This is a genomic window from Collimonas sp. PA-H2 (genome assembly GCF_002564105.1).
Taxonomy (GTDB): Bacteria; Pseudomonadota; Gammaproteobacteria; order Burkholderiales; family Burkholderiaceae_D; genus Collimonas.
The window spans coordinates 2,977,802-3,002,642 of sequence record NZ_PDBX01000001.1 but is presented as its reverse complement, the minus strand read 5'-3'; the positions used below and the strand labels follow the sequence as shown (position 1 = coordinate 3,002,642).

General features: G+C 61.1%; 17 protein-coding genes. 5 read left to right on the top strand and 12 right to left on the bottom strand.

The genetic code is table 11. The features are described from left to right. Positions 1–83: 83 nt before the first annotated feature. The 4 genes from BCF11_RS13675 to BCF11_RS13660 form a co-directional block, all read right to left on the bottom strand. A complete protein-coding gene (locus tag BCF11_RS13675) occupies positions 84–1,547 on the bottom strand; it encodes a glutamate synthase subunit beta (RefSeq protein WP_098495216.1) in 1,464 nt (487 codons plus the stop codon). Positions 1,548–1,679: 132 nt separating this feature from the next. Further along, positions 1,680–6,368: a glutamate synthase-related protein gene (locus BCF11_RS13670; RefSeq protein ID WP_098495215.1), complete on the bottom strand. Its 4,689-nt coding sequence runs from the start codon at positions 6,366–6,368 to the stop codon at positions 1,680–1,682. 171 nt (positions 6,369–6,539) lie between these two features. Beyond that, positions 6,540–7,271 (bottom strand): transposase, encoded by a 732-nt coding sequence (locus BCF11_RS13665; protein WP_098495214.1) that lies wholly within the window; start codon positions 7,269–7,271, stop codon positions 6,540–6,542. Positions 7,272–7,372: 101 nt separating this feature from the next. Beyond that, complete coding sequence (locus tag BCF11_RS13660) at positions 7,373–8,263, bottom strand: LysR substrate-binding domain-containing protein (protein ID WP_098495213.1); 891 nt, start codon at positions 8,261–8,263, stop codon at positions 7,373–7,375. A gap of 146 nt (positions 8,264–8,409) precedes the next feature. Between BCF11_RS13660 and BCF11_RS13655 the strand changes: the two genes are divergently transcribed. Together BCF11_RS13655 and BCF11_RS13650 are read left to right on the top strand one after the other, a co-directional pair. Further along, positions 8,410–9,501 carry a nitronate monooxygenase family protein gene (locus tag BCF11_RS13655; protein WP_098495212.1) on the top strand — a complete coding sequence of 364 codons (1,092 nt, stop codon included), beginning with the start codon at positions 8,410–8,412 and terminating at the stop codon, positions 9,499–9,501. A gap of 51 nt (positions 9,502–9,552) precedes the next feature. Beyond that, positions 9,553–10,731, top strand: coding sequence for a YbfB/YjiJ family MFS transporter (locus BCF11_RS13650; RefSeq protein ID WP_098497493.1), 1,179 nt, complete (start codon positions 9,553–9,555; stop codon positions 10,729–10,731). Between the two features lies 1 nt (position 10,732). Here the strand turns inward: BCF11_RS13650 and BCF11_RS13645 are convergent, their stop codons facing one another. The 6 genes from BCF11_RS13645 to BCF11_RS13620 all read right to left on the bottom strand — a co-directional run bounded on the left by BCF11_RS13645 (position 10,733) and on the right by BCF11_RS13620 (position 18,883). Beyond that, positions 10,733–10,963, bottom strand: coding sequence for a hypothetical protein (locus BCF11_RS13645; protein ID WP_098495211.1), 231 nt, complete (start codon positions 10,961–10,963; stop codon positions 10,733–10,735). A gap of 6 nt (positions 10,964–10,969) precedes the next feature. Further along, positions 10,970–12,463, bottom strand: a complete 1,494-nt coding sequence (locus BCF11_RS13640; protein WP_098495210.1) for an AMP nucleosidase — start codon at positions 12,461–12,463, stop codon at positions 10,970–10,972. Positions 12,464–12,593: 130 nt separating this feature from the next. Continuing rightward, positions 12,594–13,265 carry a glutathione S-transferase gene (locus BCF11_RS13635; protein WP_098495209.1) on the bottom strand — a complete coding sequence of 224 codons (672 nt, stop codon included), beginning with the start codon at positions 13,263–13,265 and terminating at the stop codon, positions 12,594–12,596. 130 nt (positions 13,266–13,395) lie between these two features. Next, positions 13,396–14,973 carry a thioredoxin family protein gene (locus BCF11_RS13630; RefSeq protein ID WP_098495208.1) on the bottom strand — a complete coding sequence of 526 codons (1,578 nt, stop codon included), beginning with the start codon at positions 14,971–14,973 and terminating at the stop codon, positions 13,396–13,398. 85 nt (positions 14,974–15,058) lie between these two features. Then, on the bottom strand, positions 15,059–17,809 hold the full coding sequence (locus BCF11_RS13625) for a TonB-dependent receptor domain-containing protein (protein ID WP_098495207.1): 2,751 nt from the start codon (positions 17,807–17,809) through the stop codon (positions 15,059–15,061). A gap of 186 nt (positions 17,810–17,995) precedes the next feature. Next, complete coding sequence (locus BCF11_RS13620; protein WP_098495206.1) at positions 17,996–18,883, bottom strand: HTH-type transcriptional regulator ArgP; 888 nt, start codon at positions 18,881–18,883, stop codon at positions 17,996–17,998. Between the two features lie 151 nt (positions 18,884–19,034). Between BCF11_RS13620 and BCF11_RS13615 the strand changes: the two genes are divergently transcribed. Continuing rightward, entirely contained in the window at positions 19,035–21,407 is a 2,373-nt protein-coding gene (locus tag BCF11_RS13615; RefSeq protein WP_098495205.1) for a penicillin-binding protein 1A, read from the top strand. A gap of 9 nt (positions 21,408–21,416) precedes the next feature. Beyond that, positions 21,417–22,034, top strand: a complete 618-nt coding sequence (locus tag BCF11_RS13610; protein WP_199111133.1) for a trimeric intracellular cation channel family protein — start codon at positions 21,417–21,419, stop codon at positions 22,032–22,034. 152 nt (positions 22,035–22,186) lie between these two features. Here the strand turns inward: BCF11_RS13610 and BCF11_RS13605 are convergent, their stop codons facing one another. Then, complete coding sequence (locus tag BCF11_RS13605) at positions 22,187–22,462, bottom strand: hypothetical protein (RefSeq protein ID WP_098495203.1); 276 nt, start codon at positions 22,460–22,462, stop codon at positions 22,187–22,189. Between the two features lie 313 nt (positions 22,463–22,775). Then, a complete protein-coding gene (gene chrA / locus BCF11_RS13600; protein ID WP_098495202.1) occupies positions 22,776–23,951 on the bottom strand; it encodes a chromate efflux transporter in 1,176 nt (391 codons plus the stop codon). 167 nt (positions 23,952–24,118) lie between these two features. Between chrA and BCF11_RS13595 the strand changes: the two genes are divergently transcribed. Further along, positions 24,119–24,823 carry a glutathione S-transferase N-terminal domain-containing protein gene (locus BCF11_RS13595; RefSeq protein WP_098495201.1) on the top strand — a complete coding sequence of 235 codons (705 nt, stop codon included), beginning with the start codon at positions 24,119–24,121 and terminating at the stop codon, positions 24,821–24,823. Positions 24,824–24,841: the final 18 nt, after the last annotated feature.

Here is a 24,841-nt window from a genome sequence, read left to right as displayed (position 1 = left end):
GAAAAAAGAGTATGTCGGTGTTGCCCCGGACATACTCTTCTTTTGCTTCCAACCGCAGAGATTAAGCTGCAGCGCATCAAAAATCAGCGCGGCAAGACCGACGCGCCCATCAGGAACTCATCCACTGCGCGCGCGCATTGGCGGCCTTCGCGGATCGCCCACACCACCAGCGACTGGCCGCGGCGCATGTCGCCGGCAGCGAACACCTTGTCGACCGAGGTCTTGTAGCAGGCGTCGCCTTCGGTAGTCGCCTTGGCGTTGCCACGCGCATCCTTGTCGACGCCGAACGCTTCCAGCACCTGTGCCACCGGCGAGACAAAGCCCATCGCCAGGAACACCAGGTCGGCCTTCATCTCGAATTCCGAGTTCGGCACTTCCTGCATCTTGCCGTCTTTCCACTCGACACGGGCGGCGATCAGTTTCTCAACCTTGCCGTTCTTGCCTTCCAGGCGCTTGGTCGCCACTGCCCAGTCGCGCTCGCAGCCTTCATCGTGCGAGGACGAGGTGCGCAGCTTGGTCGGCCAGTAGGGCCAGACTAGCGGTTTGTTTTCCTGTTCCGGCGGTTGCGGCATCAATTCGAACTGCTGGATCGATACGGCGCCCTGGCGGTTGGAGGTGCCGACGCAATCGGAACCGGTATCGCCGCCGCCGATCACCACCACGTGCTTGCCGCCGGCCAGGATCTGGTCCTTGACCTTGTCGCCGGCATTGATCTTGTTTTGCTGCGGCAAGAAATCCATAGCAAAATGCACGCCCTTCAGTTCGCGGCCGGGCACCGGCAGATCGCGCGGCTGCTCGGCGCCGCCGGCAATCACCACCGCATCGAATTCGGCATTGATCTCTTCCGGCGAGACGGTCTTCTTGGCCCAGTTGTTAACATTGGCGGGGAAATCCTTGCCCACCAGAACGCTGGTGCGGAACGTCACGCCTTCCGCTTCCATCTGTTCAACCCGGCGATCGATGTGCGATTTCTCCATCTTGAAATCGGGAATGCCGTAACGCAGCAGGCCGCCGATCCGGTCGCTCTTTTCAAATACCGTGACGTCGTGGCCGATGCGCGCCAGCTGCTGCGCCGCCGCCAGACCGGCAGGACCGGAACCGACCACCGCTACCTTCTTGCCGGTCTTCACCAGCGCCGGCTGCGGCACGATCCAGCCGTTTTCCCAGCCCTTGTCGACGATGAAATGCTCGATCGACTTGATGCCGACCGGGTCGCTGTTGATGCCCAGGGTGCAGGCGCTTTCGCATGGCGCCGGGCAGATGCGGCCGGTGAATTCCGGGAAGTTGTTGGTCGAATGCAGCGTTTCCAGCGCTTCGCTGTAGGCGCCGCGATACACCAGGTCATTCCAATCCGGGATGATATTGTTGACCGGGCAGCCGTTGTTGCAGAATGGAATACCGCAATCCATGCAACGTGCACCCTGCGTCTTGGCCTCGCTGTCGCTCAGGCTGAGGATGAATTCCTTGTAGTGTTTCTTGCGTGCCTGCGGCGCTTCATAGGTTTCGCCGACCCGCTGAAATTCCATAAATCCTGTTACTTTTCCCATTTTCTTCCGCTTTCTGGCTGCAGGATGCGTCGCGGCAAAATCGGCCGCGGCGTTCCTTATCTTTACTTGGCTATATTCAGCTTTAACTGCGTAGCTTTAGCTGCGTGCGCATAATCGTGTGATTACCAGCGATTACGCGGCTACTTTCTCTTTGGCTGGCGCTGCGCTCACGACTGCATTCAACTCGCCCAGCGCCCGCTTGTACTCAGTCGGGAACACCTTGACGAATTTGCTGCGCGAAGCTACCCAGTTATCCAGCAAGTTGCGCGCGCGCGTACTGCCGGTGTACTTGAAGTGGCGTTCGATCAGGCCCTTCAGGATCGCTTCGTCGGCCTGTACTTCACCGCCGCGCGTGGTGCTGTGCCAGATTGCCTTGGCTATCGTCGCTTCCTGTTCGCCCTGGCTCAATACCGGCTCCAGCGTCACCATCGACATATTGCATTGCGCCGCGAAAGTGCCGTCCGGATCGTAGACATAGGCCAGGCCGCCCGACATGCCAGCGCCGAAGTTACGGCCGGTTTCGCCCAGCACCACTACCGTGCCGCCAGTCATGTATTCGCAACCGTGATCGCCCGTGCCTTCGACCACCGCGATGGCGCCCGAGTTACGCACCGCGAAGCGCTCGCCGGCGACGCCGTTGAGGAAAGCCTCGCCGGCGATCGCACCGTACAACACCGTGTTGCCGGCGATGATGTTGTCGACCGCACGGCCGCGGAACTCGGTGTTCGGACGGACGATGATGCGGCCGCCCGACAAGCCCTTGCCGACATAGTCATTGCCCTCGCCAACCAGATCCAGCGTCACGCCATGCGCCAGGAACGCGCCTGCCGACTGGCCTGCGGTGCCTTGCAGCTGGATGTGGATGGTGTCGTCGGGCAAGCCCTCGTGACCGTATTTCTTTGCCACCTCGCCAGACAGCATGGCGCCGACGGTACGGTTCAGATTCTTGATCGGCGAGATGAACGATACCCGCTCACCCTTGTCCAGCGCGGCTTTCGCTTGCGCGATCAGCTTGTGGTCAAGCGCCTTGGCGAGGCCGTGGTCTTGCTCTTCGGTGTGGTAATACACGCCGCCTTCGGGCAACGCCGGCTGGTAGAAAATGCGGCTGAAATCCAGGCCTTGCGCTTTCCAGTGGGTCAGTGCGCGCGATTTGTCGAGCAGGTCGGCGCGGCCGATCAGTTCGTTGAAATCGCGCAGGCCGAGTTGCGCCATGATCTGGCGTACTTCTTCGGCGATGAAGAAGAAGAAGTTGACCACGTGTTCCGGCTTGCCGGAGAACTTGGCGCGCAGCACCGGGTCTTGCGTAGCAACGCCGACCGGGCAGGTGTTCAGATGGCACTTGCGCATCATGATGCAGCCTTCCACCACCAACGGCGCGGTGGCGAAACCGAACTCATCCGCACCCAGCAAGGCGCCGATGACGACGTCGCGGCCGGTCTTCATCTGGCCGTCGGCCTGCACCCGGATACGGTTGCGCAAGCCGTTCAGCACCAGCGTCTGCTGGGTTTCGGCCAGGCCCAGTTCCCAAGGCGTGCCGGCATGCTTGATCGAGGACAGCGGCGAAGCGCCGGTGCCGCCGTCATGGCCGGCGATCACCACGTGGTCGGACTTGGCCTTGGCCACGCCTGCAGCCACGGTGCCGACGCCCACTTCCGACACCAGCTTGACCGAGATCGAAGCGCGCGGATTGACGTTCTTCAGGTCATGGATCAGCTGCGCCAGGTCTTCGATCGAATAGATGTCATGATGCGGCGGCGGCGAAATCAAGCCGACACCCGGCACCGAGAAACGCAGCTTGGCGATGTACTCGGATACCTTATGACCCGGCAGCTGGCCGCCCTCGCCCGGCTTCGCGCCTTGCGCCATCTTGATCTGGATCTGGTCGGCCGAAATCAGGTACTCGGCAGTAACGCCGAAACGTCCGGACGCCACTTGCTTGATCTTGGAACGCAGCGAGTCGCCGGCCTGCAGCGGAATATCGACTTCGATGCGGTCCTTGCCGATCACCGACGCCAGCGTCTCGCCTTGCTTGATCGGGATGCCCTTGAGTTCCTGGCGATAGCGGTTCTCGTCCTCGCCGCCTTCGCCGGTATTCGACTTGCCGCCGATGCGGTTCATCGCTACTGCCAGCGTGGCATGCGCTTCGGTCGAGATGGAACCGAGCGACATCGCGCCGGTGGCGAAACGCTTGACTATTTCCTTGGCTGATTCGACTTCATCCAATGGGATCGCCTTGCTCGGATCGATCTTGAATTCAAACAAGCCGCGCAGGGTCATGTGACGCTTGGACTGATCGTTGATCAGCTGAGCGTATTCTTTATAGCTGTTGAAGTTGTTGGCGCGGGTCGAATGCTGCAGCTTGGCGATCGCATCCGGCGTCCACATGTGTTCTTCGCCGCGGATACGGAAGGCATATTCGCCGCCGGCGTCGAGCGCGTTGGCCAGCACCGGATCGTCGCTGAAGGCAGCGCGATGCAGGCGCAAGGCTTCTTCCGCCACTTCAAACACACCGATGCCTTCGACGTTCGAGGCGGTGCCCTTGAAGTATTTCTGGGTCATCGCCTTGTTGAGGCCGATCGCTTCGAAAATCTGGGCGCCGCAGTACGACATGTAAGTCGAAATACCCATCTTCGACATGACTTTCAGCAAGCCCTTGCCGACTGCCTTCTGGAAGTTGTAGATCGCCTTTTCCGGCGACAGCGCGCCCGGCAAGCCGTGCGCCAGCTCAGTCAGGGTATCCATCGCCAGGTAGGGATGGATAGCTTCCGCGCCATAGCCGGCCAACAGTGCAAAGTGATGCGTCTCGCGCGCCGAACCGGTTTCGACCACCAGGCCGGTCGAGGTGCGCAGGCCCTTGCTCACCAGATGCTGGTGAATCGCGGATGTCGCCAGCAATGCTGGGATCGCCACCTGCTCGGCGTCGACCTTACGGTCCGAGACGATCAGGATGTTGTGGCCGGACTTGACCGCATCGACCGCTTTGGCGCACAGGGACGCCAGGCGCGCTTCGATGCCTTCCTTGCCCCAGGCTACCGGATAGCAGATGTTGAGCTCGTGCGATTTAAATTTACCCCCAGTGTGGGCGCTGATGTTGCGCAGCTTGGCGATATCGTCGTAGTTGAGGATAGGCTGCGACACTTCCAGCCGCATCGGCGGGTTGATGTTGTTAGTATCAAGCATGTTCGGCTTCGGTCCGATGAAGGACACCAACGACATCACCATCGCTTCGCGGATCGGATCGATAGGCGGGTTGGTGACTTGCGCGAACAATTGCTTGAAGTAGTGGTACAGGGTCTTGTTCTTGTTGGACATGACCGCCAGCGGCGAGTCGTTGCCCATCGAACCGATCGCTTCTTCTGCACCGGCGGCCATCGGCGACATCAGGAACTTGATGTCTTCCTGAGTGTAGCCGAACAGCTGCTGGCGATCCAGCAGCGGGATGGTGGAACCGGACTCGGAAGGCTCCGACTTCAGTTCGTCCAGCTTGACCCGCACCGATTCGATCCATTGCTTGTACGGCTTGGCGTTGGCGAAGGTGTCCTTCAATTCCTTGTCGTCGATGATGCGGCCGGCGTCGAGGTCGATCAGGAACATCTTGCCCGGCTGCAAACGCCATTTCTGGATGATTTTGGATTCCGGGATCGGCAGCACGCCGGATTCGGATGCCATCACCACGAAATCGTCGTCGGTGACGATGTAGCGCGCCGGACGTAAGCCGTTACGGTCCAGGGTGCCGCCGATATGGCGGCCGTCGGTGAAAGCCATCGCCGCCGGACCATCCCATGGTTCCATCATGGCAGCGTGGTATTCATAGAAGGCGCGGCGGTTGTCGTCCATGGTGGTGTGGTTTTCCCACGCTTCCGGGATCATCATCATCATCGCCTGGGCAATCGGATAGCCGGACATCAGCAACAGTTCGAGCGCGTTGTCGAAGCAGGCGGTGTCGGACTGGCCTTCATAGATCAGCGGGAACAGCTTCTTCAGGTCGTCGCCCAGCACGTGCGACTTCATCACGCCTTCGCGCGCGCGCATCCAGTTGAAATTACCCTTGACGGTGTTGATTTCGCCGTTGTGCGCCAGCAGGCGGTAGGGGTGGGCCAGCGGCCATTCCGGGAAAGTATTGGTGGAGAAGCGTTGGTGCACCAGCGCCAGCGCCGACAGGCAGCGCGTATCCTGCAGGTCCTTGTAATAGACGCCGACCTGGTCGGCCAGCAGCAAGCCCTTGTAGACCACGGTGCGGGCCGACATCGACGGCACGAAGAATTCCTTGCCGTGCAACAGGTTCAAGGCCTGGATCGCGTGGCCGGAGGATTTACGGATCACATATAACTTACGTTCAAGTGCATCGGTCACCATGATGTCCGGGCCGCGGCCGATAAAGATCTGGCGGATCACCGGTTCCTTGTCGCGCACGGTCGGCGACATCGGCATCTCGATATCCACCGGCACATCGCGCCAACCCAGCACGACCTGGCCCTCAGCCAGCACCGCACGTTCGATTTCCTGTTCGCAGGCGATGCGCGAAGCATTCTCTTTCGGCAGGAACACCATGCCGACGCCGAATTCGCCTGGCGGCGGCAAGGTCACGCCCAGCTTCGCCATCTCTTCGCGATAGAACTGGTCTGGCACCTGGATCAGGATCCCGGCGCCGTCGCCCATCAGCTTATCCGCCCCGACCGCACCCCGGTGATCGAGATTCTTCAGGATCAGCAAACCCTGCTCAATGACCGAGTGGCTCTTGTTACCTTTGATGTGTGCAATAAAACCGACGCCACAGGCATCGTGCTCATTAGCCGGATCGTATAAACCTTGCGCTTGCATAACGTTGCTCCACCACTTTGAGAGTAAGGACATTAAGAATAGTGCAGACGGTTGCAGACTTCAATCACAATAAATGGGGTCAGAGTCAAATTAATGTCATCAATTTTTGCACCAAAATTAAATAGGGACAGAGTCAATTTAGTGCATTTGATAGTTTCTTGCTCATTTCTGTTATTTTTTTGTTTCCGGAACCGCCGACTCCTCGGCTAACTCAGGCCGTGCCTTGAACGGCCTCCCGCGCCGGGCCGGACGCACCCTTACGGCCCCCTGCTTTTCCAGCTTGGCCTTGAAGATTTCCGATCCCAGCGGCCAACCCTTGTTGGTGGCATCCATCAATTGCTTGGCCTGCTCGGATGTGAGCGCTTGCTCAGCCATTTCTTTATACGCAGCCTCGCGGTCGAAGGGCGTATTACCCAAGGCCCAATACAGCGCATGGTCCGTCACCAACGGATCCGGCTTGATCCCAACATGGTGCAAATAACTCGACCAGGGATACTCGCCGGGCGTCGAAGTAATGCCGGCGCGCACCGGATTCTGGTCGATGTAGCAGCTGCACAACATGAAATACCGCTCCGAGTCGATCACGGTAGCCCTGTAGCGCCCTTGCCACAGCGTGCCCACCCGCGCATATTTCTGGTTGAAATAAGGCACGTAATACCGCCCTACCCACTGCATCATCCGTGCCAAGCCCTCCACATCGCTAGGCGTCGCCAGCAGGTGGATATGGTTAGTCATCAGCACGTAACCGTGGATGGCCACCTTGAACTGCCTGGCCGCATCGCGCAAACGACCAAGAAAATTCACATAATCTTCGGTTTCGCGAAAAATTGCCTGCCGATCAACACCCCGTTGTATCAGGTGATGCGGCTGGTTGGGAATGACGAGACGAGGTAAGCGAGCCATGGCAAAAGAGAGCAGATTGAGATGCCCTCATTTTATCCATTAATTCGACTCTGACCCCATTGGTGATTTCTTAATTTGACTCTGACCCTAATTGTTTTCATTTAATTGGGGTCAGAGTTGAATTTTTTGACTTCAGATTGGAGGATCTGGCTGAGGGCGTCGAAGGCGGGGGAGCTGTAGTCGTGGCGGCGGATCAGGTAGGTTGGGACCTGGCCGATGGGGCCTATGGGGTAGATGGCTAGGCTTTCGCTGCAGTTGTGAAGCTCGAGCACGGAGCGCGGGGCCAGGGCGATGCCGGCGCCGGCGGCGACGCAGGCTAGCATGGCGTGGTAGGAGCCGAGTTCGAGGATGCGGTCGGGGCGGCGGCCGGGGATGCTGCCTGAGGCTAGCCAGTTTTCGGCGTGGCGGCGGTAGGCGCAGCCGTTTTCGAAGGCGACCAGGGTGCGGGTCTGCAGGTCGTCCGGGCCGCTGATTGGCGGGTGGTTGCGCGGGGCTAGCAGTACCAGTTCTTCAGCGTACAGGGGCAAGATGGTCAGCAGCGGGTCATCCAATGGGCCTGCTACCAGCGCCGCATCAAGGGTGAATGCACGCACGCGGTCGATCAGCACCTGGGTCGGGCCGGTGCTCAGTTCCAGCTGGACGGCCGGCCATTGCTGGTGGAAGCGCGCTAGCGGTATTGGTAAACGGCTGGCGGCGGTGCTTTCCATGGAGCCTATGCGCAAGCGCCCTTGCGGCACGGCCGGCTGCACCGCTTCGCGTGCTTCAACGGCCAGGTTCAACAGACGCTCGGCATAGCCCAGCAGGGTTTCGCCGGCTGGCGTCAGCACCAGACGCTTGTTGTTGCGGGAAAACAGGCTGACGCCCAACGATTGCTCCAGCTGGCGGATGCGGGTGGTGACATTCGATTGCACCCGGTGCAACTGTTCGGCTGCCCTTGTAATGCCGCCCTCGCGCACTACTGTGCGGAAAATTTCCAGAGACAGGAGATCCATAGATCATCTCATTTAAAGATGGATAATATTTTAATTATTCATTTTTCAGGATGACTATGTCAAGGTAGGATGAATCCACCAGCTGCGACGCAACATTTCCCTTGAATACATCCGCGCCATGGCAGCCTTTCCTGAGGAGCTTCAACATGTCCAGCATCAACCTGCATTCCGACGCGCAGCGTGCATCGTTTGCCACCCAACTCGACATCCGCTATCCGATCGTGCAAGGCCCCATGAACGGCGGCTCGCCGATTGAACTGGTCACGCAAGTCTGCAACGCCGGCGGCCTGGGTTCTTTCGCGGCCGCCCTGCTGTCGCCAGCGGCGATCATCGAAGCCGTCCAGAAAATCCGCACGCAGACGGCACGGCCATTCAATGTCAACCTATTCATCCTGGAAACCAGCCAGCCGGCCGAGGCAGAAATCGCGCTGGCGGAAGAACTGCTGCTGCCGTTCCGGGATGCGCTTGGCCTCGGCCCGGCAACCAGGCCGCAGAAATTCAGCGAGAATTTCAATGAGCAGCTGGCAGCCCTGCTGGAAGCCGCGCCGCCGGTGGTCAGCTTCACCTTCGGCATTCTTCCCGCAGATACGGTGGCGCAGTTCAAGGCCAAAGACTGCAAAGTGATCGGCACCGCCACCACGGTGGCCGAAGCCGTCGCCTGGGAACAGGCCGGCGCCGATTTCGTCTGCCTGCAGGGCGCGGAAGCCGGCGGCCACCGCGCGACTTTCCTCGGCGATATCGAACAATCCAGCGTCGGCTTGATGACTCTGATCCCGCAAGCAGCGGCGGCGGTAAAACTGCCGCTCATCGCCGCCGGCGGCATCATGGACGGCCGCGGCATCGCCGCCGCCTTGCTGCTCGGCGCCCAGGCGGCCCAGCTCGGCACCGCCTTCCTGGCTTGCCCGGAATCCGGCATCGCGCCGGCCTGGCGTGCCCAACTGGCGCTCGCGCGCGACGACAGCACGCGCCTGATCCGCAGCTTTTCCGGACGCCATGCGCGCGGCATCGTCAATTCGTATGTGGAACAGATGGCGCTCCATGAAAGCGCTCTGCCGGCGTATCCTGTACAAAATGCGCTGACCGCTGAAATCCGCCAGGCGGCCGCCAAGCTCAACCGTCCTGAATTCATGTCTCTCTGGGCCGGCCAAGGCGTGGCCATGGCGCGGCCGATGCCGGCGGCGCAGCTGGTCGCCACGCTAGCGGCCGAACTGCAGGCGCCGCACGCCATCAATTACTAGCGCGGGTTGAACTTGAAGCAAGCGCAAATCACTGCAACGGCAGATATCGCGATGAACATTGAACACAATCAGGAAGCCTGGCGCGTGGCCCTGGCCGGCGCATTGGCGCTGGCGGTGGCAATGGGCATAGGTCGCTTCGCCTTCACACCGCTGCTGCCGATGATGCTGCACGACGGCGTCATCGATCTGACCGCAGGCGGCTGGCTGGCGACTGCGAATTACCTGGGTTATTTTATCGGCGCCCTGCTGTGCATGGCATTGCGCGGCAGCGCCACCCGCTTCATACGGATCGGCCTGGTCGCCACGGTATTGCTCACCGTGGGTATGGGGCTGTTGCAATCGCCTGGTCTGTGGCTAGTACTGCGTACTCTGGCAGGCATCGCCAGCGCCTGCACCTTTGTGTTCGCCTCCGGCTGGTGTCTGCAACGGTTGGCGCAACTGCACGCACCCGCGCTAGGCGGCATCATCTATTGCGGACCGGGCCTTGGCATCCTGCTGACAGGACTGGCAACCAGCGCGATGGTGTCGCATCATTGGAAGGCATCCTACGGCTGGCTCAGCTACGCGCTGCTGGCCTTGTTGCTGACGGCAATAGTCTGGCGCACCTTCGCTGGATCCGCGTCCACCTTGAACGCGGATCCAGCGGCCTCCCATGCACTCCCTCCGGCGCAAATCGTGCGGCAGACACGCGGCCTGACTGTTGCCTACGCGCTGGCGGGATTCGGCTACATCATCACGGCGACTTTCCTGCCCGTGATCGCGCGCCAGGCATTGCCGGGCTCCAGCTGGCCGGATCTGTTCTGGCCCTTGTTCGGCATCTGCGTTTCGCTGGGCGCCTGGCTGGCGACGCGCTTGCCGGTTCATTGGGATAATCGACTATTGCTGGCCGCCTGCTATCTGCTGCAGGCATGCGGCATCCTGGTCGGCGTGGCGTCGCCCAGCGTGTTCGGCTTTGCGCTGGGCAGCATCTTGCTGGGCTTGCCGTTTACCGCGATTACCTTGTTTGCAATGCGCGATGCGCGCCGCCTGCGCGGCGACCAGGCGCGCAGTCTGATGGGCTTGCTGACCGCCACCTACGGCATCGGCCAGATCGTCGGACCACCGCTGGCGACGCGCCTGGTCCGGGGCAGCGGCAGTTTCACTTCGTCGCTGTGCGTGGCCGCCTTCGCGCTAGTGGCAGGCGCCTGCCTGCTGGGCCAGATGTACCGGGAAAGCCAGCAGCGCGCCTGAGCTATTCGGCGGCGAATTCGGCCGCGGCCTTGGCGGTCCACAACGCTTTGTTATAGGAAGGGAATGGCGCATCGTAGCTGTCGATGACGCCATCCTCGCCGACAAAATGCGTCCACCAGCCGGCGGCATCCTGCACCAGTGCGATATCGCCGCTGCGACAGTGTTCCAGTATCGCTTCACCCTCCGCCAGGGTAATGATGTTGACGCGGCGGTGCTTGATGACGGCAACCATGGACGCCTAGCGGAACGCCGGTTCGCTGAAGCTGCGCAGCTTGCGGCTGTGCAGTTGCTCGACACCCTGGTTGCGCAGCAATTCCAGCGCCTTGATGCCGATCTTCAAATGCTGGTTGACGCGCTGCTCGTAAAAGCGGTTGGCCATGCCAGGCAATTTGATTTCACCGTGCAGCGGCTTGTCCGAGACGCATAGCAAGGTGCCGTAAGGAACCCGGAAACGGAAACCGTTGGCGGCCACCGTTGCGCTTTCCATATCCAGCGCAATCGCGCGGCTCTGGTTAAAGCGCAGCAGGGGCTTGCGATGGTCGCGCAGCTCCCAGTTGCGGTCGTCGATCGATGCCACCGTGCCGGTGCGCATGATGCGCTTCAGTTCATAGCCTTCCAGCTGAGTGATGGTGGCCACCGCATCCTGCAAGGCCAGCTGCACCTCGGCCAACGCCGGCACCGGCACCCACAGCGGCAGGTCGTCGTCCAGCACATGGTCGTCGCGCACGTAGGCATGCGCCAGCACGTAATCGCCCATGCGCTGCGAAGTCGACAAACCGGCGCAGTGGCCGAGCATGATCCAGCCGTGCGGACGCAGGACCGCCACATGGTCGGTGATGGTCTTGGCGTTCGACGGCCCTACCCCGATATTGATCAGCGTAATGCCGGAGCCATCCGCGCGCTGCAGGTGGTAGGCCGGCATCTGCGGCTGGCGCGCCGGCGCCACGCCGGTCAGCGAGCGGTCGGACGGCAGATCGTCCAGGTTAGCATTCCAGGTGGTGAGGTCGCCCGGCTCGACAAAGGCCGTGTACTGCTGGCGGTAGGCACGCTGCTCGGGATCGCTGGTGGCTTGCATCAGCTCGCGTCCCATGCGGATGAATTCGTCGATATAGAAGGCGTAGTTGGTGAACAGCACATAGCGCTGGAAACGGTCGGGCGAAGTGGCGGTGTAGTGCTTCAGCCGGTGCAGCGAATAGTCGACGCGCGGCGCCGTGAACAGCGCCAGCGGATGCGGATCGCCAGGCAGTTCTTCAAAAGTGCCGTTGACGATGCGGTCATCCATGGTCGCCAGGTTGGGCAGGTCGAACACATCCGGCAGCGTGCGCAGATGATCAGGATCGAGCGTGCCCTCGACGTGGATGCCTTCGGGGAAGGCGAAGTGCACCGGGATCGGCATCTCGCTGACGCCGATTTCCAGCGGTACATCGTGATTGTCGCGCAGCAGCTTGAACTGGCTGACCAGGTAATTGGTGTAAAGCGCAGGCCGGGTCAGCGTGGTTTCATAGACGCCGGGGCCGGAGACGAAACCGAAGGAATGGCGGGTATCGGCGCGGGTGTTGAATTCGGTGGTGACGCGCACAAAGGGATAGCAGGCGCGCACCCGTTCCGGCATCACCTCGCCATTGGCAAAGCGTTTGAAAGCCTGGCGCAGCAGGGCGGTATTATGTTCGTAGATTTCGCGCACGCGCTCGACGGCGGCGTGGGGATCGGTGAATTGCTCAGTGGGGAACATTGACTCTCCGTTGCAGTAGCTTGGCGTTCAGGCCCAGATATTCTTATCCGGGCCGTACAACCCAATTCTACTGTGATTGGAGAGGAAATGCGCAGAGAGAATGCGCGCACAAGGTGCGCAGCAGCCTGCCCTATTTCAGCAGATCGTACTTGCCGCCTCTGGCGATCGCGCGCTGATACGCCGGCCGCGCATGAATCCGCTGCAGGAAATCCAGCAGGCGCGGCCGGCTGGCGTCCAGGCCGCCGCGCGACTGCGATGCTTCCAGCGGGAAGCTCATCTGGATATCGGCGGCGCTGAATTCTTCGCCGGCAAACCAGGTCGACTTGCCCAGCTCGCCTTCCAGGAAATCCAGATGCGATTTCAGTTGCGGATCGATGTAGCTGCGTTGCACGCCGTTGGCAATCATGCGCGCCAGCGGCCGCAGCAAGGCTGGCATCGGCGGCTTGCCGAGGCGGCCGAAAATCAGTTTCATCAGCAAAGGCGGCATGGCCGAGCCTTCGGCGTAATGCAGCCAGTAGGTGTAGCGCAGACGGTCCTTGCTGTCGGCGGCAGGAATCAGACGGCCGTAGCTGTATTTCTGCATCAGGTATTCGATGATCGCGCCCGACTCGGCAATCGTATTGTCGCCATCGGTAATCACCGGCGACTTGCCGAGCGGATGGACCGCCCGCAGTTCGGCCGGCGCCAGCATGGTTTTCGGATCGCGCTGGTAGGGCTTGATTTCATAGGCCAGCCCCAGCTCTTCGAGCAGCCACAGCACGCGCTGCGAACGGGAGTTGTTGAGATGGTGAACAAGAATCATGGTCGGCAAGTCCGGTCAGGTGAATGGGATCGCTGCGGCGTATATCGGTAAATAATTGCCGCTAGCGTACCCCATTTGCCGGGAAATATCCCGTCTTTGCAGATTTCCCGGCAACCGCGTTCGCCAGCCGCTAGACCCGCGTCGGACTCAGCAAACCCTGGCAGGTGGCGCGCTGGGCATCCGCCGTCGGCAGCTTGGCGCAGACGCCATCGAGCTGGCCGCGCAAGCGCCCCACAGCTGCCTGATGGCGGCCGCCGTTATTCCAGGCCGTGAGCTTTTGCCCGAGACGTTCCAGCACCGAACGATTGCGTTCATAAAACGCATTCTGGGTGCCGCCGAGTTCCTGGAACACACCATGCGCCACCTTCTCGATGCGCGCTTCGTCTTGCGGCGCCAGTTCCAGCAGACCGGACAGATAAGCTACGCCCCATTGCAGGCGGGTGGCCGGACCCTGGGCCGTCTGATAGGCTTGCTCATACCAATTGATGGCGCCAGCTTTGTCGCCGCGTTTCTTGGCGTTCGAGGCCAGGCTGAGCATGAAATAGTAAGGCGCATGCGAGCGCTTCAGCTCGGCCTTCAGCAAGCTGTCCGAATCGTCCAGCAAGCCGGCATCGCTCAAGGCATGCGCCGCGGTATTGATCACGGATTGGCGCTCGAAGACGTCGGTAGTGGCGCGGTCGGCTTGCGCTACTTTTTGCTTCACCTCTTTCAGCAGCGACGGCGGCAAGGCGCCGTCAGGATTGTCTATGCGCGCCAGCGATACCTGCGCGGCCAGCGCCGACAGCCGGTCGGTTTTGGACAAACTTGCATCGACCGACAGGCGCTGCATGGCCAGGTTAGCCGCCGCCAGGAGCTTGCTGCGCGCCGCCGATTTCGGGTCGCTCGACAGTTGCACCAGCTCGGCCGGATAGTTGGTCAGGATATCCATGTTCTCGCGGGAGCTGCGCGCATCCGCCAGCGTCTTGTTCAACTGCGCCGCCGCTACCGACTTGTCGACTGCCCCCGCCGCGTCCGGTTTCGCCGCTGCCACCAGCGCACTCAGCGCCAGGCGATTGGCGATATCGCCGGCCGGGCTGGCCGCCGCCAGCCGCCTCAGGGTCGCCGGCAAGTCCTTGCCGTTGACCAGCTGCTGTTCATCGGTGTCCCATGAATAATAAGCCAGCAAACGCCACTCGTCTGCGCTCAGCTTGCCGCCGGCTAGCGCCGCCTGCAAGATTTGACGCACAGGGCGGTTGGCGCTGATGCCTAGCGTCAGCGTCTGCAGATAACGGTCAGCATCGACCTCGCCCGGCAGGCGCGTGATTTCGCTGCCGTCCGGCTTGAACAGGATCATGGTCGGATAGCCGCGCACCTTGAAGCGTTCGCCCAGTTTTTGCGCGCCGGCGCTGTCGCCGTCGATATGCACCGGCACAAAGAAGCGCGAGCGCTCGATAAAGCCCTGGCGGTTAAATATGGTTGCCTTGACCTGATTGCAAGGCGGACACCAGGTCGCGCCCCAGTACAGGAATAAAGGCTTGTTATTGGCCTTGGCGAAGGCGAAAGCGGCGTCGACATCGCCTTCATACCAGTTGATGCCTGCGGCTGCGGCAGTAGTAGCAGAGGCCGCTGGCTTTTGGCCGGCGGCGGGCAGCGCGGACGCTGGCCCGGCTGCGCATATCAGGATAGCCAAGGTGGCGATAGTGGCAGCAGTAGCAGATTGGATTTTCATCGTGTACTTGTCTCAATGATTAAAACCGCAAAAAGGGGCCAGCTTGCGCCTCCCCCTTCTGCCCTCGGATATACAGCGGCCGCTTCTATGAACCAAAATGGTAGTTAAATTCCAGCCATCCCATACGGCCGTAGGGATTGTAGTTACCGGTAGGATAATACGGCCAGCCGGCAGTATTGTCTTGCTTCACCGAATTGAAGACATTGTTGACGATCAGCGCAAGCGAGGCCCGCGGGTTGATCTGGTAGCTGGCGCTCAGGTTGACCAGCGCGAACGGCGAGATGCGGCGGGTCTGGTCGGCGCTCGGCAGGCTGCCGTAGCGCGTGACTTGCACTGTGCTGGTCCATGGACCGCGCAGCCAGGTGACGCTGGCGTTGACCTTGGAACCCCAGTCCGGATTGGTCAGCGAGTTCAGCAGATCCTGGTCGGGATCGCTGGCAAACTGACGGTAGTGATGGCTCAGCACCTTGGTGTAGTTCGCCTTCAGCAGGAAATCGCCGGCGCCGCCGCCCTTGATGCGCCACTTGCCGCTGAAATCCAGGCCGCTGGTGCGTTCCTGCGCCGCATTGATCGGATTGACCAGGATGTTCTGGATCGCATTCGGCTGGTAGATCGCCGTCGGCGGATTACGCACCACCCGCGTCAGCGCATCGACGCAGGTAGGCGAAGTGATATCCAGCTGGCCGGCGCGGCAATTGGCTTCGTTGCGCAGGATGATGTCGGAATCGAGATTGGTCACCAGGTTATCGATCTGGATGCGCCAGAAATCGGCCGAGACATCGAAGTTGGAACTTGGCGACCACACCACGCCATAGCTCCAGGATTTGCCGTTTTCCGGCTTCAGGTCCTTGCTGCCGCTCTGGATGTAGTTGGCGCCGGGCGAATAATTATTGTAATCGCAACCTGCCAGCGGCTGCCCCGCCAGTGCGCAGCGGTAGTAATCGGTGGTGGACGAGTAGTAGCCGCGCGTAGTCGACGAATAGATGTAGTTCATATCCGGCGCGCGGAAGCTGGTAGCGTAGTTGCCGCGGAATAGCAGGGTTTTGGCGGGACGGAACTCCAGTCCGGTGTTATAGGTGAACTTGCCGTCGCTGCGGCCGGCAAAATCGTATTCGTCGTAACGTCCGGCGACCGTGGCCACCAGTTGCTTGAGCAGCGGGATATTCAGTTCCGTACCCAACGCATAGCGCTTGCGCGAGCCGCTGGCGCCGGCGGCGTTCGACTGGTTATAGAAGGCGCCCTGGTTGATTTGCGGATCCGGCGTATTGCTGAAGCCCTGGCTGCCGAATTCCGTGACGGCGGCCAGGCGCACTGGTCCGGCCGGCAGATTGAACAGCTCGCCGTTGGCGCTCAGGCTCAAGGTCTGGGTCCAGGATTTATTGCGGCTGATGGATTCGCCGGCAATCGAGTTGAACTCGTCGGGCGTCAGCGGCTGGCTAAGCCGTTTGGGATCGGGCGCGTAGATGGCGACACCGTCGCTATCGTAGCCCAGGCGCGGACCTAGGAAAAAACTGTCCACTTTACTCAGCAGCACCGGCGCGGTCTGGCGGCTGGTGTAAGCGGAAATATTATAGGCCGCCTCGTAGTTCCAGCTGCTGGTGGCAGGAATATCGCCGCGCACCCCGACAGTCCAGTTGCCGGCGACGTCGTTCCACTTGCGGTTGTAACGCGTCGCGCTGCCGATCTCTTCCGGCGAAATGCGGCGCGACCAGCTCTCGTTGGCGCCGCTGTTCTGGTTATAGAAATAGCCGTTGCCGCCGCCTTCCGAAGTCCAGTTAGGGCCGCGCGTATTGTTCTGGGTGGCGTTAAATCCCAGCATCAGGTCGCTGAAAACCTCGGTCTTGGGCGTCAACTGATAAGTCAGGCTGCCGAACAGGTTCTCGCTTTCATTCTGCGTCATGGTGGTCCAGAACGCCGGCTGCGCCTTGCCGCTGCCGCAATACGGGCCTTTTTTCGACTGCACTAGCACCACGCTGTCATAGAACAGATTGCCTAGCTGGGCGCAGTGATTGGCGCCCGGATCGACATACTTTCCGGTATCGACATTCTGGCGCGACAGTATGCGTGTCGGCGCCGTGCCGTCGGAAGAAGTCGACGACATGAAATCGCGCTGCCGGCTCCAGATCGGCTGGGTGCGGCTTAGTTCTACGCCAAAGACGCCGCTCAGGTTGCCGTTGCTGCCGCCGCCGGTGAACTGGATGCGCTGGTTGGAACCGCCACCGTGCTGGGTGCCGCCGGCCTTGACGTTGAGATCGAAGCCGCTGGCCTGCTTTTTCAGGATGACGTTGACCACGCCGGCAATCGCATCGGAACCATATACCGCTGAGGCGCCGCCGTTCAGGATTTCGATGCGGTCGACCAGCGCCGAGGGAATATTCGCCAGGTTGACGAAGTTGACCGCGCCGTCATACGCCACCGGATAATCGGCGATGCGCCGGCCGTTGACCAGGATCAGGGTGTGGTTCGGACCAAGGCCGCGCAGGCTGATGGTGTTCGCCGCCGGAGTGAAGGTATTGCCGAAATCGGCGCCCTGCGTCATGCCGGTATTTTGCGTCTGCGCACTGAGGGCATCGAACACATTGCGATAACCCTGCTTCTCGATATCTTCACCGGTGATTACGGTGACGCTGGTCGGACCCTCTTTGCTGGCGCGCGGGATGCGCGAGCCGGTCACCAATACTTGCTTGCCGTCGTTGCCGGCGGAAGCGGCGGCGTCATCCGCCGCCGGACTTGGCTGCGCTGTTTGTGCGTGAGCGGACTGATAGACGTACGGAACTCCATAAGCGATCAATAGCGACAGTGCGGAGCGCACCGGCCAGGTTTTGAATCTGTGCATGCGTATCTATTCCTTCCCATGTTTTCTTTTGTAAAGAACTGTTGCGTTCTTTAATGGGAAGAGAGAATATAGTATCCACAAGGAAAGAAAAACTGATGTATTTACATATCCTTATGCGTTATGGAAACGGCGGAAGCTGCAGTCATCCCGCTGGGCCGAAGGCATTTTTCAGTACAATCAAAACGCTCATTTCAGGATTTTCCGCGCCGCAGAAATAATCTGCCGCGACAGGTTTTCCATGCGCGGCGACTGTACCTTCCAGGTGTGCCAGTACAGCGCCAGTTCCAGCGGCCGGGTCGGCGCCAGATGGATCATTTCATCCTTCTTGCCGGCAGCCTTGAGCAGCAGTTCCGGCACCATGCCGTAACCCAGGCCGTAGCGGATGGCGTTGAAATGCGAGGCGGCGCCCGGCACGTAATGGCAAGGATAGGCGCCAGCCGGCAGCCCCAGTTTGCTGAGCAAGAACGACGACTGCAGGGTGTCCTTGTGGGTGTAGGCCACCACCGGCGCCTTGCGTGCAGCCTTGCGCGTCAGGCCGTCGGCGAACCAGTGGTCGCGAAAGCCTTCTGACGCCACCAGCCAGTAACGCATCACACCCAATAGCTCGGCCGAACAGCCGCGCATAGGTTTCGGCTCGGTACTGATGCAGCCGATCGCCAGCCCGGTCTCCAGCAGCGAATACGTGTGGTCCTGGTCTTCCACTGTCAGGTCCAGCAGCACGCGCTCGCGTATCAGCACCTCCGACAATGCCGGGAAAAACCAGGTGCCGATGGAATCGGCGTTAAGCGCCAGCACCAGGGTCAGCGGCGCATCCTGCTGCACCGCCAGCTCCGCCGCCAGGTCGGTTTCCAGCAGTTCCGCCCGCTTCAGATATTGCATCAGGCGCTGTCCCATGCGGGTTGCGCGCGCCGGCCGGCTGCGCACGATCAGCGCATTGCCGAGCTGGCTTTCGAGCGCCCGCACGCGCTGGGAAATGGCCGGCGAGGTCAGGTGCAGGCGCACGGCAGCCTGCTCGAAACTGCCGCTCTCGATCACTGCACGAAACGCCTCGGTGTGTTTGGGATTGATCTTCATGCGCGCCATCCTTGGATAAGAAATATTTATGACTACTTAATAATACTTAATTTTTCTAAGTATATAGCTTGCCGCCATCACAATAGCCGCTCTCAAAGTCATTCACACCGCGTCCGCCTTCGATTCGTGCGCCATTTCAACAGGAGCGACCATGCGGCCAGCAGCCGAGCAAGCAACATCGCGATTTCCCCGTCGTCTCAAATTCATTCTCGGTTTCAGCATCGGCCTGATACTGGCCATCGGCGTCGCCAGTGGCTACTGGCTGCGCCAGGCCTGGCAGCAGCTGCCTTCGGTCGACCACCTGGCCCAATACAATCCGGCGCTGCCGTTGCGGATCTATTCCAGCGAAGGCATTCTGCTGGCGGAATACGGCGAAGAGCGCCGCGAATTTCTCCCTATTGAAAAAATTCCGCTGGTAATGCGCCAGGCCCTGCTGGCCATCGAGGATGCGCGCTTCTATGAGCACGGCGCAGTCGATTTCACCGGCCTGCTGCGCGCAACACTGGCCAACCTGACCAGCGGCCAGCACGGACAGGGCGCCAGCACCATTACCATGCAGGTGGCGCGCGGCTTCTTCCTGACGCGCGAAAAGACGCTGCAGCGCAAGCTGATGGAAATCCTGCTGTCCTATAAGCTGGAGCAACAGTACAGCAAGGACAAGCTGCTGGAGCTATACATGAACCAGATCTATCTCGGCGAGCGTTCGTATGGTTTCGCCGCTGCGTCCAATATCTATTTCGACAAGCCGCTGGAGCAGGTCAGCGTGGCCGAAGCGGCGATGCTGGCGGGTTTACCGAAAGCGCCGTCGGCCTATAACCCGGTCGCCAATCCGCAGCGCGCGGAGACGCGCCAGCACTATATCCTGCAGCGCATGCTGGAACTCGGCTATCTCAAGCCGGACGCATTCCAGCAGGCCATGGAAGAAAAACTGGCGCTCAACCCCAGCCGCAATCCCTCGGTGCGGGAAGCCGCCTACGCGGTGGAAGAGGCAAGGCAGATGGTGATCCAGCTGTATCAGGAGCGCGCCTACACCATGGGACTGGATGTCACCACCACCATCCAGATGGAGCCGCAGTTGGCAGCCGACAAACAACTGCGTTCGGGCCTGCTGGATGCGCAGGGACGCAGAGGCTATCGCGGTCCCGAAGCGCAGCTGGCCGCAATCGCCAGCGCTGACGTGGTTCGCACAATACATAAACTGCTGCTGCCATATCCGGACAGCAGCGAAATCCGCGCGGCGCTGGTCACCGCGGTCTCGCCGAAGCAGATCAAGGCCGTCTTGCGCAATGGCGAGGCGCTGCAGATCGGCGCCATCGATCCGCGCATAGCCGGCGGCTGGGCCAAATTGCCGGTCAGCGGCAAGCGCAGCATCGTGCCGGGCTCGGTCATCCGCACCTATCGCGACAGTTCCGAGCGCTGGCTGCTGAGCCAGACCCCGGAAATGGAAGGCGCGCTGATTTCGGTCGACGCCAGGAACGGCGATATCCTGGCGCTGGCCGGCGGCTTCGACTTTTTCCGCAATCCTTTCGATCACGCCTTGCAGGCGTTCCGCCAACCCGGCTCCAGCTTCAAGCCCTTTGTCTATTCCGCCGCCCTGGAAAAGGGATATTTCCCGGGCACCATGGTCGATGATACGCAGCGCGTCCTGCTGCCGCAGGAAACCGGCGCCCGTGCCTGGCGGCCGCGCAACTTCGGTAACAACTACGAAGGCTTCATCACCGTCAGGCGCGGCCTGATGCGTTCCAAAAACCTAGTGGCAGTAAGCCTGATGCAAGCTTCCGGCGCCGGCTACGTGCAAGAGTTTGCGACGCAGTTCGGCTTCCTGGCCGAACGCAATCCGGTCTCGCTGCCGCTGGCGCTCGGCGCCGGCGCCGTGACGCCGCTACAGCTGGCGCAATCCTATGCGGTATTCGCCAACGGCGGCTATTCGCAGGCGCCGCGGCTGATCAAGGAAATCCGCAACCGCAACGGCCAGGTGCTGTTTGCCGACAGCGCACGCAGGAATCCGGGCAAGAAAGTCGTCTCAGCGCGCAACGCCTACATCATGGACAGCATGCTGCAAGACGTCGTGAAAGCAGGCACCGGCCACGGCGCCAAGGTGCTGGCGCGCAGCGATACCGCCGGCAAGACCGGCACCTCGAACAATGCCTATGACGCCTGGTTCGCCGGTTATTCGTCGGGCGTGGTGTCGGTGGTGTGGCTGGGCTATGATCAGCCTAAATCGCTGGGCAACACCACCGGCGGCGTAGCGGCCTTGCCGATCTGGAGCCGCTACATGCAGGTAGCGCTGAAGGACCGCAACGAACAGGTGCGGGAAGAGCCGGCAGGGCTCAGCGTCTACGACGGCGACTATGTCTATTCGGAGTACCTGAAGGGCAGGTGCGTGGCAGACAGCAATCCCTTCATCCACAGCAAGTTCAAATGCCAGGCCGACGGCAGCACCGGCCCGGCGCTTGAAAAAGAAGCCTTGAACGCGGCACAGGAACGCGAGCAGATCCTGAAACTATTTTCTTCCGGAGACTAAGCCATGCTTCTGCATACCATCTATCTGATTGCGATCGTGGCCGAAGCCATGTCCGGCGCCATCATGGGCATGCGGCGCGACATGGACCTGTTCGGCATCTGCGTGGTCGGCACCATCACCGCGCTTGGCGGCGGCACCATCCGCGACGTCTTGCTGGGCAACTATCCGCTGGGCTGGATCGCCCATCCGCAATACCTGCTGTTCACCGTCGGCGCCGCCCTCGTCACCGCCCTGGTGGCGCGCTTCCTGCACCATCTGCGCAGCGTGTTCCTGGTGGTCGACGGCCTCGGCCTGGTGGCGTTCAGCGTGATCGGCTGCGACATCGCCCGCGCCAACGGCATGGCGCCGGGCATCGTGATCCTGGCCGGCATGATCACCGGTGTCTTCGGCGGCCTGCTGCGCGACGTCTTGTGCAACGAGATTCCGCTGGTGCTGCAGCGCGAGCTGTACGCCACCATTGCGCTCTTCACCGGCGCCTTGTATGTCGGCCTGCTGTGGCTCAAGGTCGATCCGGCGGTTGCGCCGCTGGCCGCCATCGGCAGCGGCTTCCTGTGCCGCCTGCTGGCCATGCGCTTCCACTGGAAGCTGCCGAGTTTCAACGGTAGCGGCATCCGCGGATTTGAATAAGCCGCCTATGCCGGCAGCGTCGGATCCAGGTGCATTCCCCCCATTGCTGAATGCTCACGCCGGTTGGCCGCGGACAAGCAAAACCCCCGGGAGCCATGGCTAGCCGGGGGTGATGCCGATGTCTTGATTGAATCCTTACAGACTGGAGTCCATCAAGGCTTGATTCTGATGATTTCGCTGATGTGGGCTTTGCCGTTCAGTGGCTTGAACACGTGAACCAGTGCTGGAAAGCGCGGAGCGTTCGGCACGACAACTTCCCCGGTGCACAGGAAGCAGTAATTCGTGCCGGCGACGATTTGCGTGGCGAAAGCCGAGGGCACGTAGTTCACCCCGACAAAGCCATCCAGCGCTTCTTTCAGCACAGCTCTTGCAACGCCCGTGATTTCATAGTCAAAGGAGCTCCAGCCACCCAGAATTTCTATTGTCATGATGTTCACCCTTATGATGACCGCATGTTCGGATACCCGTCACAGTCGCGGCCTTCCAGCGACGGGCTACAAAAAATCCAGAAACCATGCTGCGCCGCAGCGGCGCCCATCCTGAGAATCCAGCAGCCCGAAAATATTTCCACGGGGAAATTAGAAGGCCATCCTAGTCGCATGCCTGGAGAAAAAATACTGTTGAAAGTGACAGGTGCAACCGGCGGACCGGGCTGGCAATGCGGAAGGCAGAAAAGCCCTCCGGATTAGCGTGCGCTCACACCCGTTGAGGCAGGCCGCAAGCTTGTCGCTGCGGCAAACCTCAAATAACGGCTGCAGCAAGCGCCGTCAGCACAACCACCAGCCAAGACGGCCATTTCCAGACCAGCAGCAGGAAAAACGCTAGCGCCGCAAGGCAGAAATCGGCCGGCTTCAGGATAGCGCCGGTCCAAACCGGGTTGTAGAACGCCGCCAGCAGCAGCCCGACCACCGCCGCATTGATGCCGGTCAAAGCCCTTCTGGCGCCCGCATGCTGTCGCAGCGCTTCCAGGAACGGCAGCGCGCCGCAGACCAGCAGGAACGAGGGAAGAAAAATCGCCGCGACAGCAAGCAGCCCGCCCAGCCAGCCGTTCGGCGTCCGCGACGATACGCTGCCGAGATAGGCGGCAAAAGTAAACAAAGGCCCGGGCACTGCCTGCGCCGCGCCGTATCCCGCCATGAACAGCTGGTTCGAGACCCAGCCTCTGGGCACCACTTCCGCCTGCAGCAGCGGCAGCACAACGTGGCCGCCGCCGAACACCAGCGCACCTACCCGGAAGAACACATCGAAAAGTTCAGCGACGTAGCGTCCGGAAGTCTCTGCCAGCAAAGGCAGCGCAACGAGCAGCGCCAGGCAGAGCATGATGGCCGCGACGCCGGCGCGGCGGCTGATGTTCGAGGCAGGCAGTTTTTCCAAAGAGAGCGGAGCCGCCTTCAGAAACAGCAGGCCGGCCACGCCTCCCGCGAGGATGACGCCGATCTGGCCGAAGGCATTAGGCAAGGCCACAGCGATGCACGCCGCAAGCAGTGCGACAGCAGCCCGTTTCGCATCCGGCGTCAGGCTCCGCGCCATGCCCCACAGCGCCTGCGCCACTACCGCCACGGCGACCACCTTCAAGCCATGCAGCCAGCCGCCGGCCAAGGCGGCGTCCCTATGCGCGACAAAGAGACCGAACAGGATGAGCGCCAGCGCCGACGGCGCAGTGAATCCCAGCCACGCGGCGAATCCTCCCGCATAGCCGGCCCGGGTCAAGCCCAGAGCAATGCCGACCTGGCTGCTGGCGGGCCCGGGCAGCAGCTGGCACAGCGCCACCAGGTCGGCATAGGCCGACTCGGCTAGCCACTGGCGCCGCTCCACGAACTCGGTCCGGAAATAGCCGAGATGCGCGACCGGTCCGCCAAACGATGTCAGGCCCAGCCGCAGAAAGATGAGGAATACCGTTAAGGGAGAATCGCGCATTTTCGGGGGATTGAGATTTTTCTGTTCGCCTGCATCTTAGCGCAAGACGCCGGCAAAACGCTGCCGCCCAAAGCCTGTAGTCGAGAAGCCTGCTAATCTTCCAGTCTGACATTTCGGCGCCGCCGTATTTTCAAACAGTTCACACCAGTTAATAACAAGGAATTTTCATGAGCGATCTTTCAACTTTCCCTATTACCAGGAAATGGCCTGCTCGCCATCCCGAACGCATCCAGCTGTATTCCCTGCCGACACCCAACGGCGTCAAGATCTCGATCATGCTGGAAGAAACCGGCCTGCCTTACGAGCCGCATCTGGTCAGCTTCGACAGCAACGACCAGACCTCGCCGGAATTCCTGTCGCTCAATCCAAACAACAAGATCCCGGCCATCCTCGATCCCGACGGTCCCGGCGGCAAGCCGCTGCCGCTGTTTGAATCGGGCGCGATCCTGCTGTACCTGGCGGACAAGAGCGGCAAGTTCATACCGGCGGATCTCGCCGGCCGCTACGAAACGATACAGTGGCTGATGTTCCAGATGGGCGGCATCGGACCGATGTTCGGCCAGCTTGGATTTTTCAACAAGTTCGCCGGCAAGGATTATGAAGACAAGCGTCCGCGCGACCGCTACGTGGCGGAATCGAAGCGTCTGCTGGCAGTGCTCAACCAGCGCCTGGCAGAACGCAGCTGGATCATGGGCGATGCTTACACCATCGCCGACATCGCCACCTTTCCGTGGGTACGCAACCTGATCGGCTTTTACGAAGCCGGCGACCTGGTTGGCATTGCGGATTTTCCGCACGTCACGCGGGCACTCAACGCCTTCATCGCCCGCCCGGCGGTCATAGCCGGCCTGACGATTCCGAAACGCTCCTGAACCACCGATGACGGACTA

Excerpts from the sequence above, each read along its gene's own strand:
- BCF11_RS13625 (WP_098495207.1), bottom strand. The coding sequence starts at position 17,809 with ATGCACAGATTCAAAACCTGGCCGGTGCGCTCCGCACTGTCGCTATTG.
- BCF11_RS13645 (WP_098495211.1), bottom strand. The coding sequence starts at position 10,963 with ATGGTTGCCGTCATCAAGCACCGCCGCGTCAACATCATTACCCTGGCG.
- BCF11_RS13660 (WP_098495213.1), bottom strand. The coding sequence starts at position 8,263 with ATGGATCTCCTGTCTCTGGAAATTTTCCGCACAGTAGTGCGCGAGGGC.
- BCF11_RS13605 (WP_098495203.1), bottom strand. The coding sequence starts at position 22,462 with ATGACAATAGAAATTCTGGGTGGCTGGAGCTCCTTTGACTATGAAATC.
- BCF11_RS13595 (WP_098495201.1), top strand. The coding sequence starts at position 24,119 with ATGAGCGATCTTTCAACTTTCCCTATTACCAGGAAATGGCCTGCTCGC.
- BCF11_RS13655 (WP_098495212.1), top strand. The coding sequence starts at position 8,410 with ATGTCCAGCATCAACCTGCATTCCGACGCGCAGCGTGCATCGTTTGCC.
- BCF11_RS13650 (WP_098497493.1), top strand. The coding sequence starts at position 9,553 with ATGAACATTGAACACAATCAGGAAGCCTGGCGCGTGGCCCTGGCCGGC.
- BCF11_RS13630 (WP_098495208.1), bottom strand. The coding sequence starts at position 14,973 with ATGAAAATCCAATCTGCTACTGCTGCCACTATCGCCACCTTGGCTATC.
- chrA (WP_098495202.1), bottom strand. The coding sequence starts at position 23,951 with ATGCGCGATTCTCCCTTAACGGTATTCCTCATCTTTCTGCGGCTGGGC.
- BCF11_RS13615 (WP_098495205.1), top strand. The coding sequence starts at position 19,035 with ATGCGGCCAGCAGCCGAGCAAGCAACATCGCGATTTCCCCGTCGTCTC.
- BCF11_RS13665 (WP_098495214.1), bottom strand. The coding sequence starts at position 7,271 with ATGGCTCGCTTACCTCGTCTCGTCATTCCCAACCAGCCGCATCACCTG.
- BCF11_RS13670 (WP_098495215.1), bottom strand. The coding sequence starts at position 6,368 with ATGCAAGCGCAAGGTTTATACGATCCGGCTAATGAGCACGATGCCTGT.
- BCF11_RS13635 (WP_098495209.1), bottom strand. The coding sequence starts at position 13,265 with ATGATTCTTGTTCACCATCTCAACAACTCCCGTTCGCAGCGCGTGCTG.
- BCF11_RS13620 (WP_098495206.1), bottom strand. The coding sequence starts at position 18,883 with ATGAAGATCAATCCCAAACACACCGAGGCGTTTCGTGCAGTGATCGAG.
- BCF11_RS13675 (WP_098495216.1), bottom strand. The coding sequence starts at position 1,547 with ATGGGAAAAGTAACAGGATTTATGGAATTTCAGCGGGTCGGCGAAACC.
- BCF11_RS13640 (WP_098495210.1), bottom strand. The coding sequence starts at position 12,463 with ATGTTCCCCACTGAGCAATTCACCGATCCCCACGCCGCCGTCGAGCGC.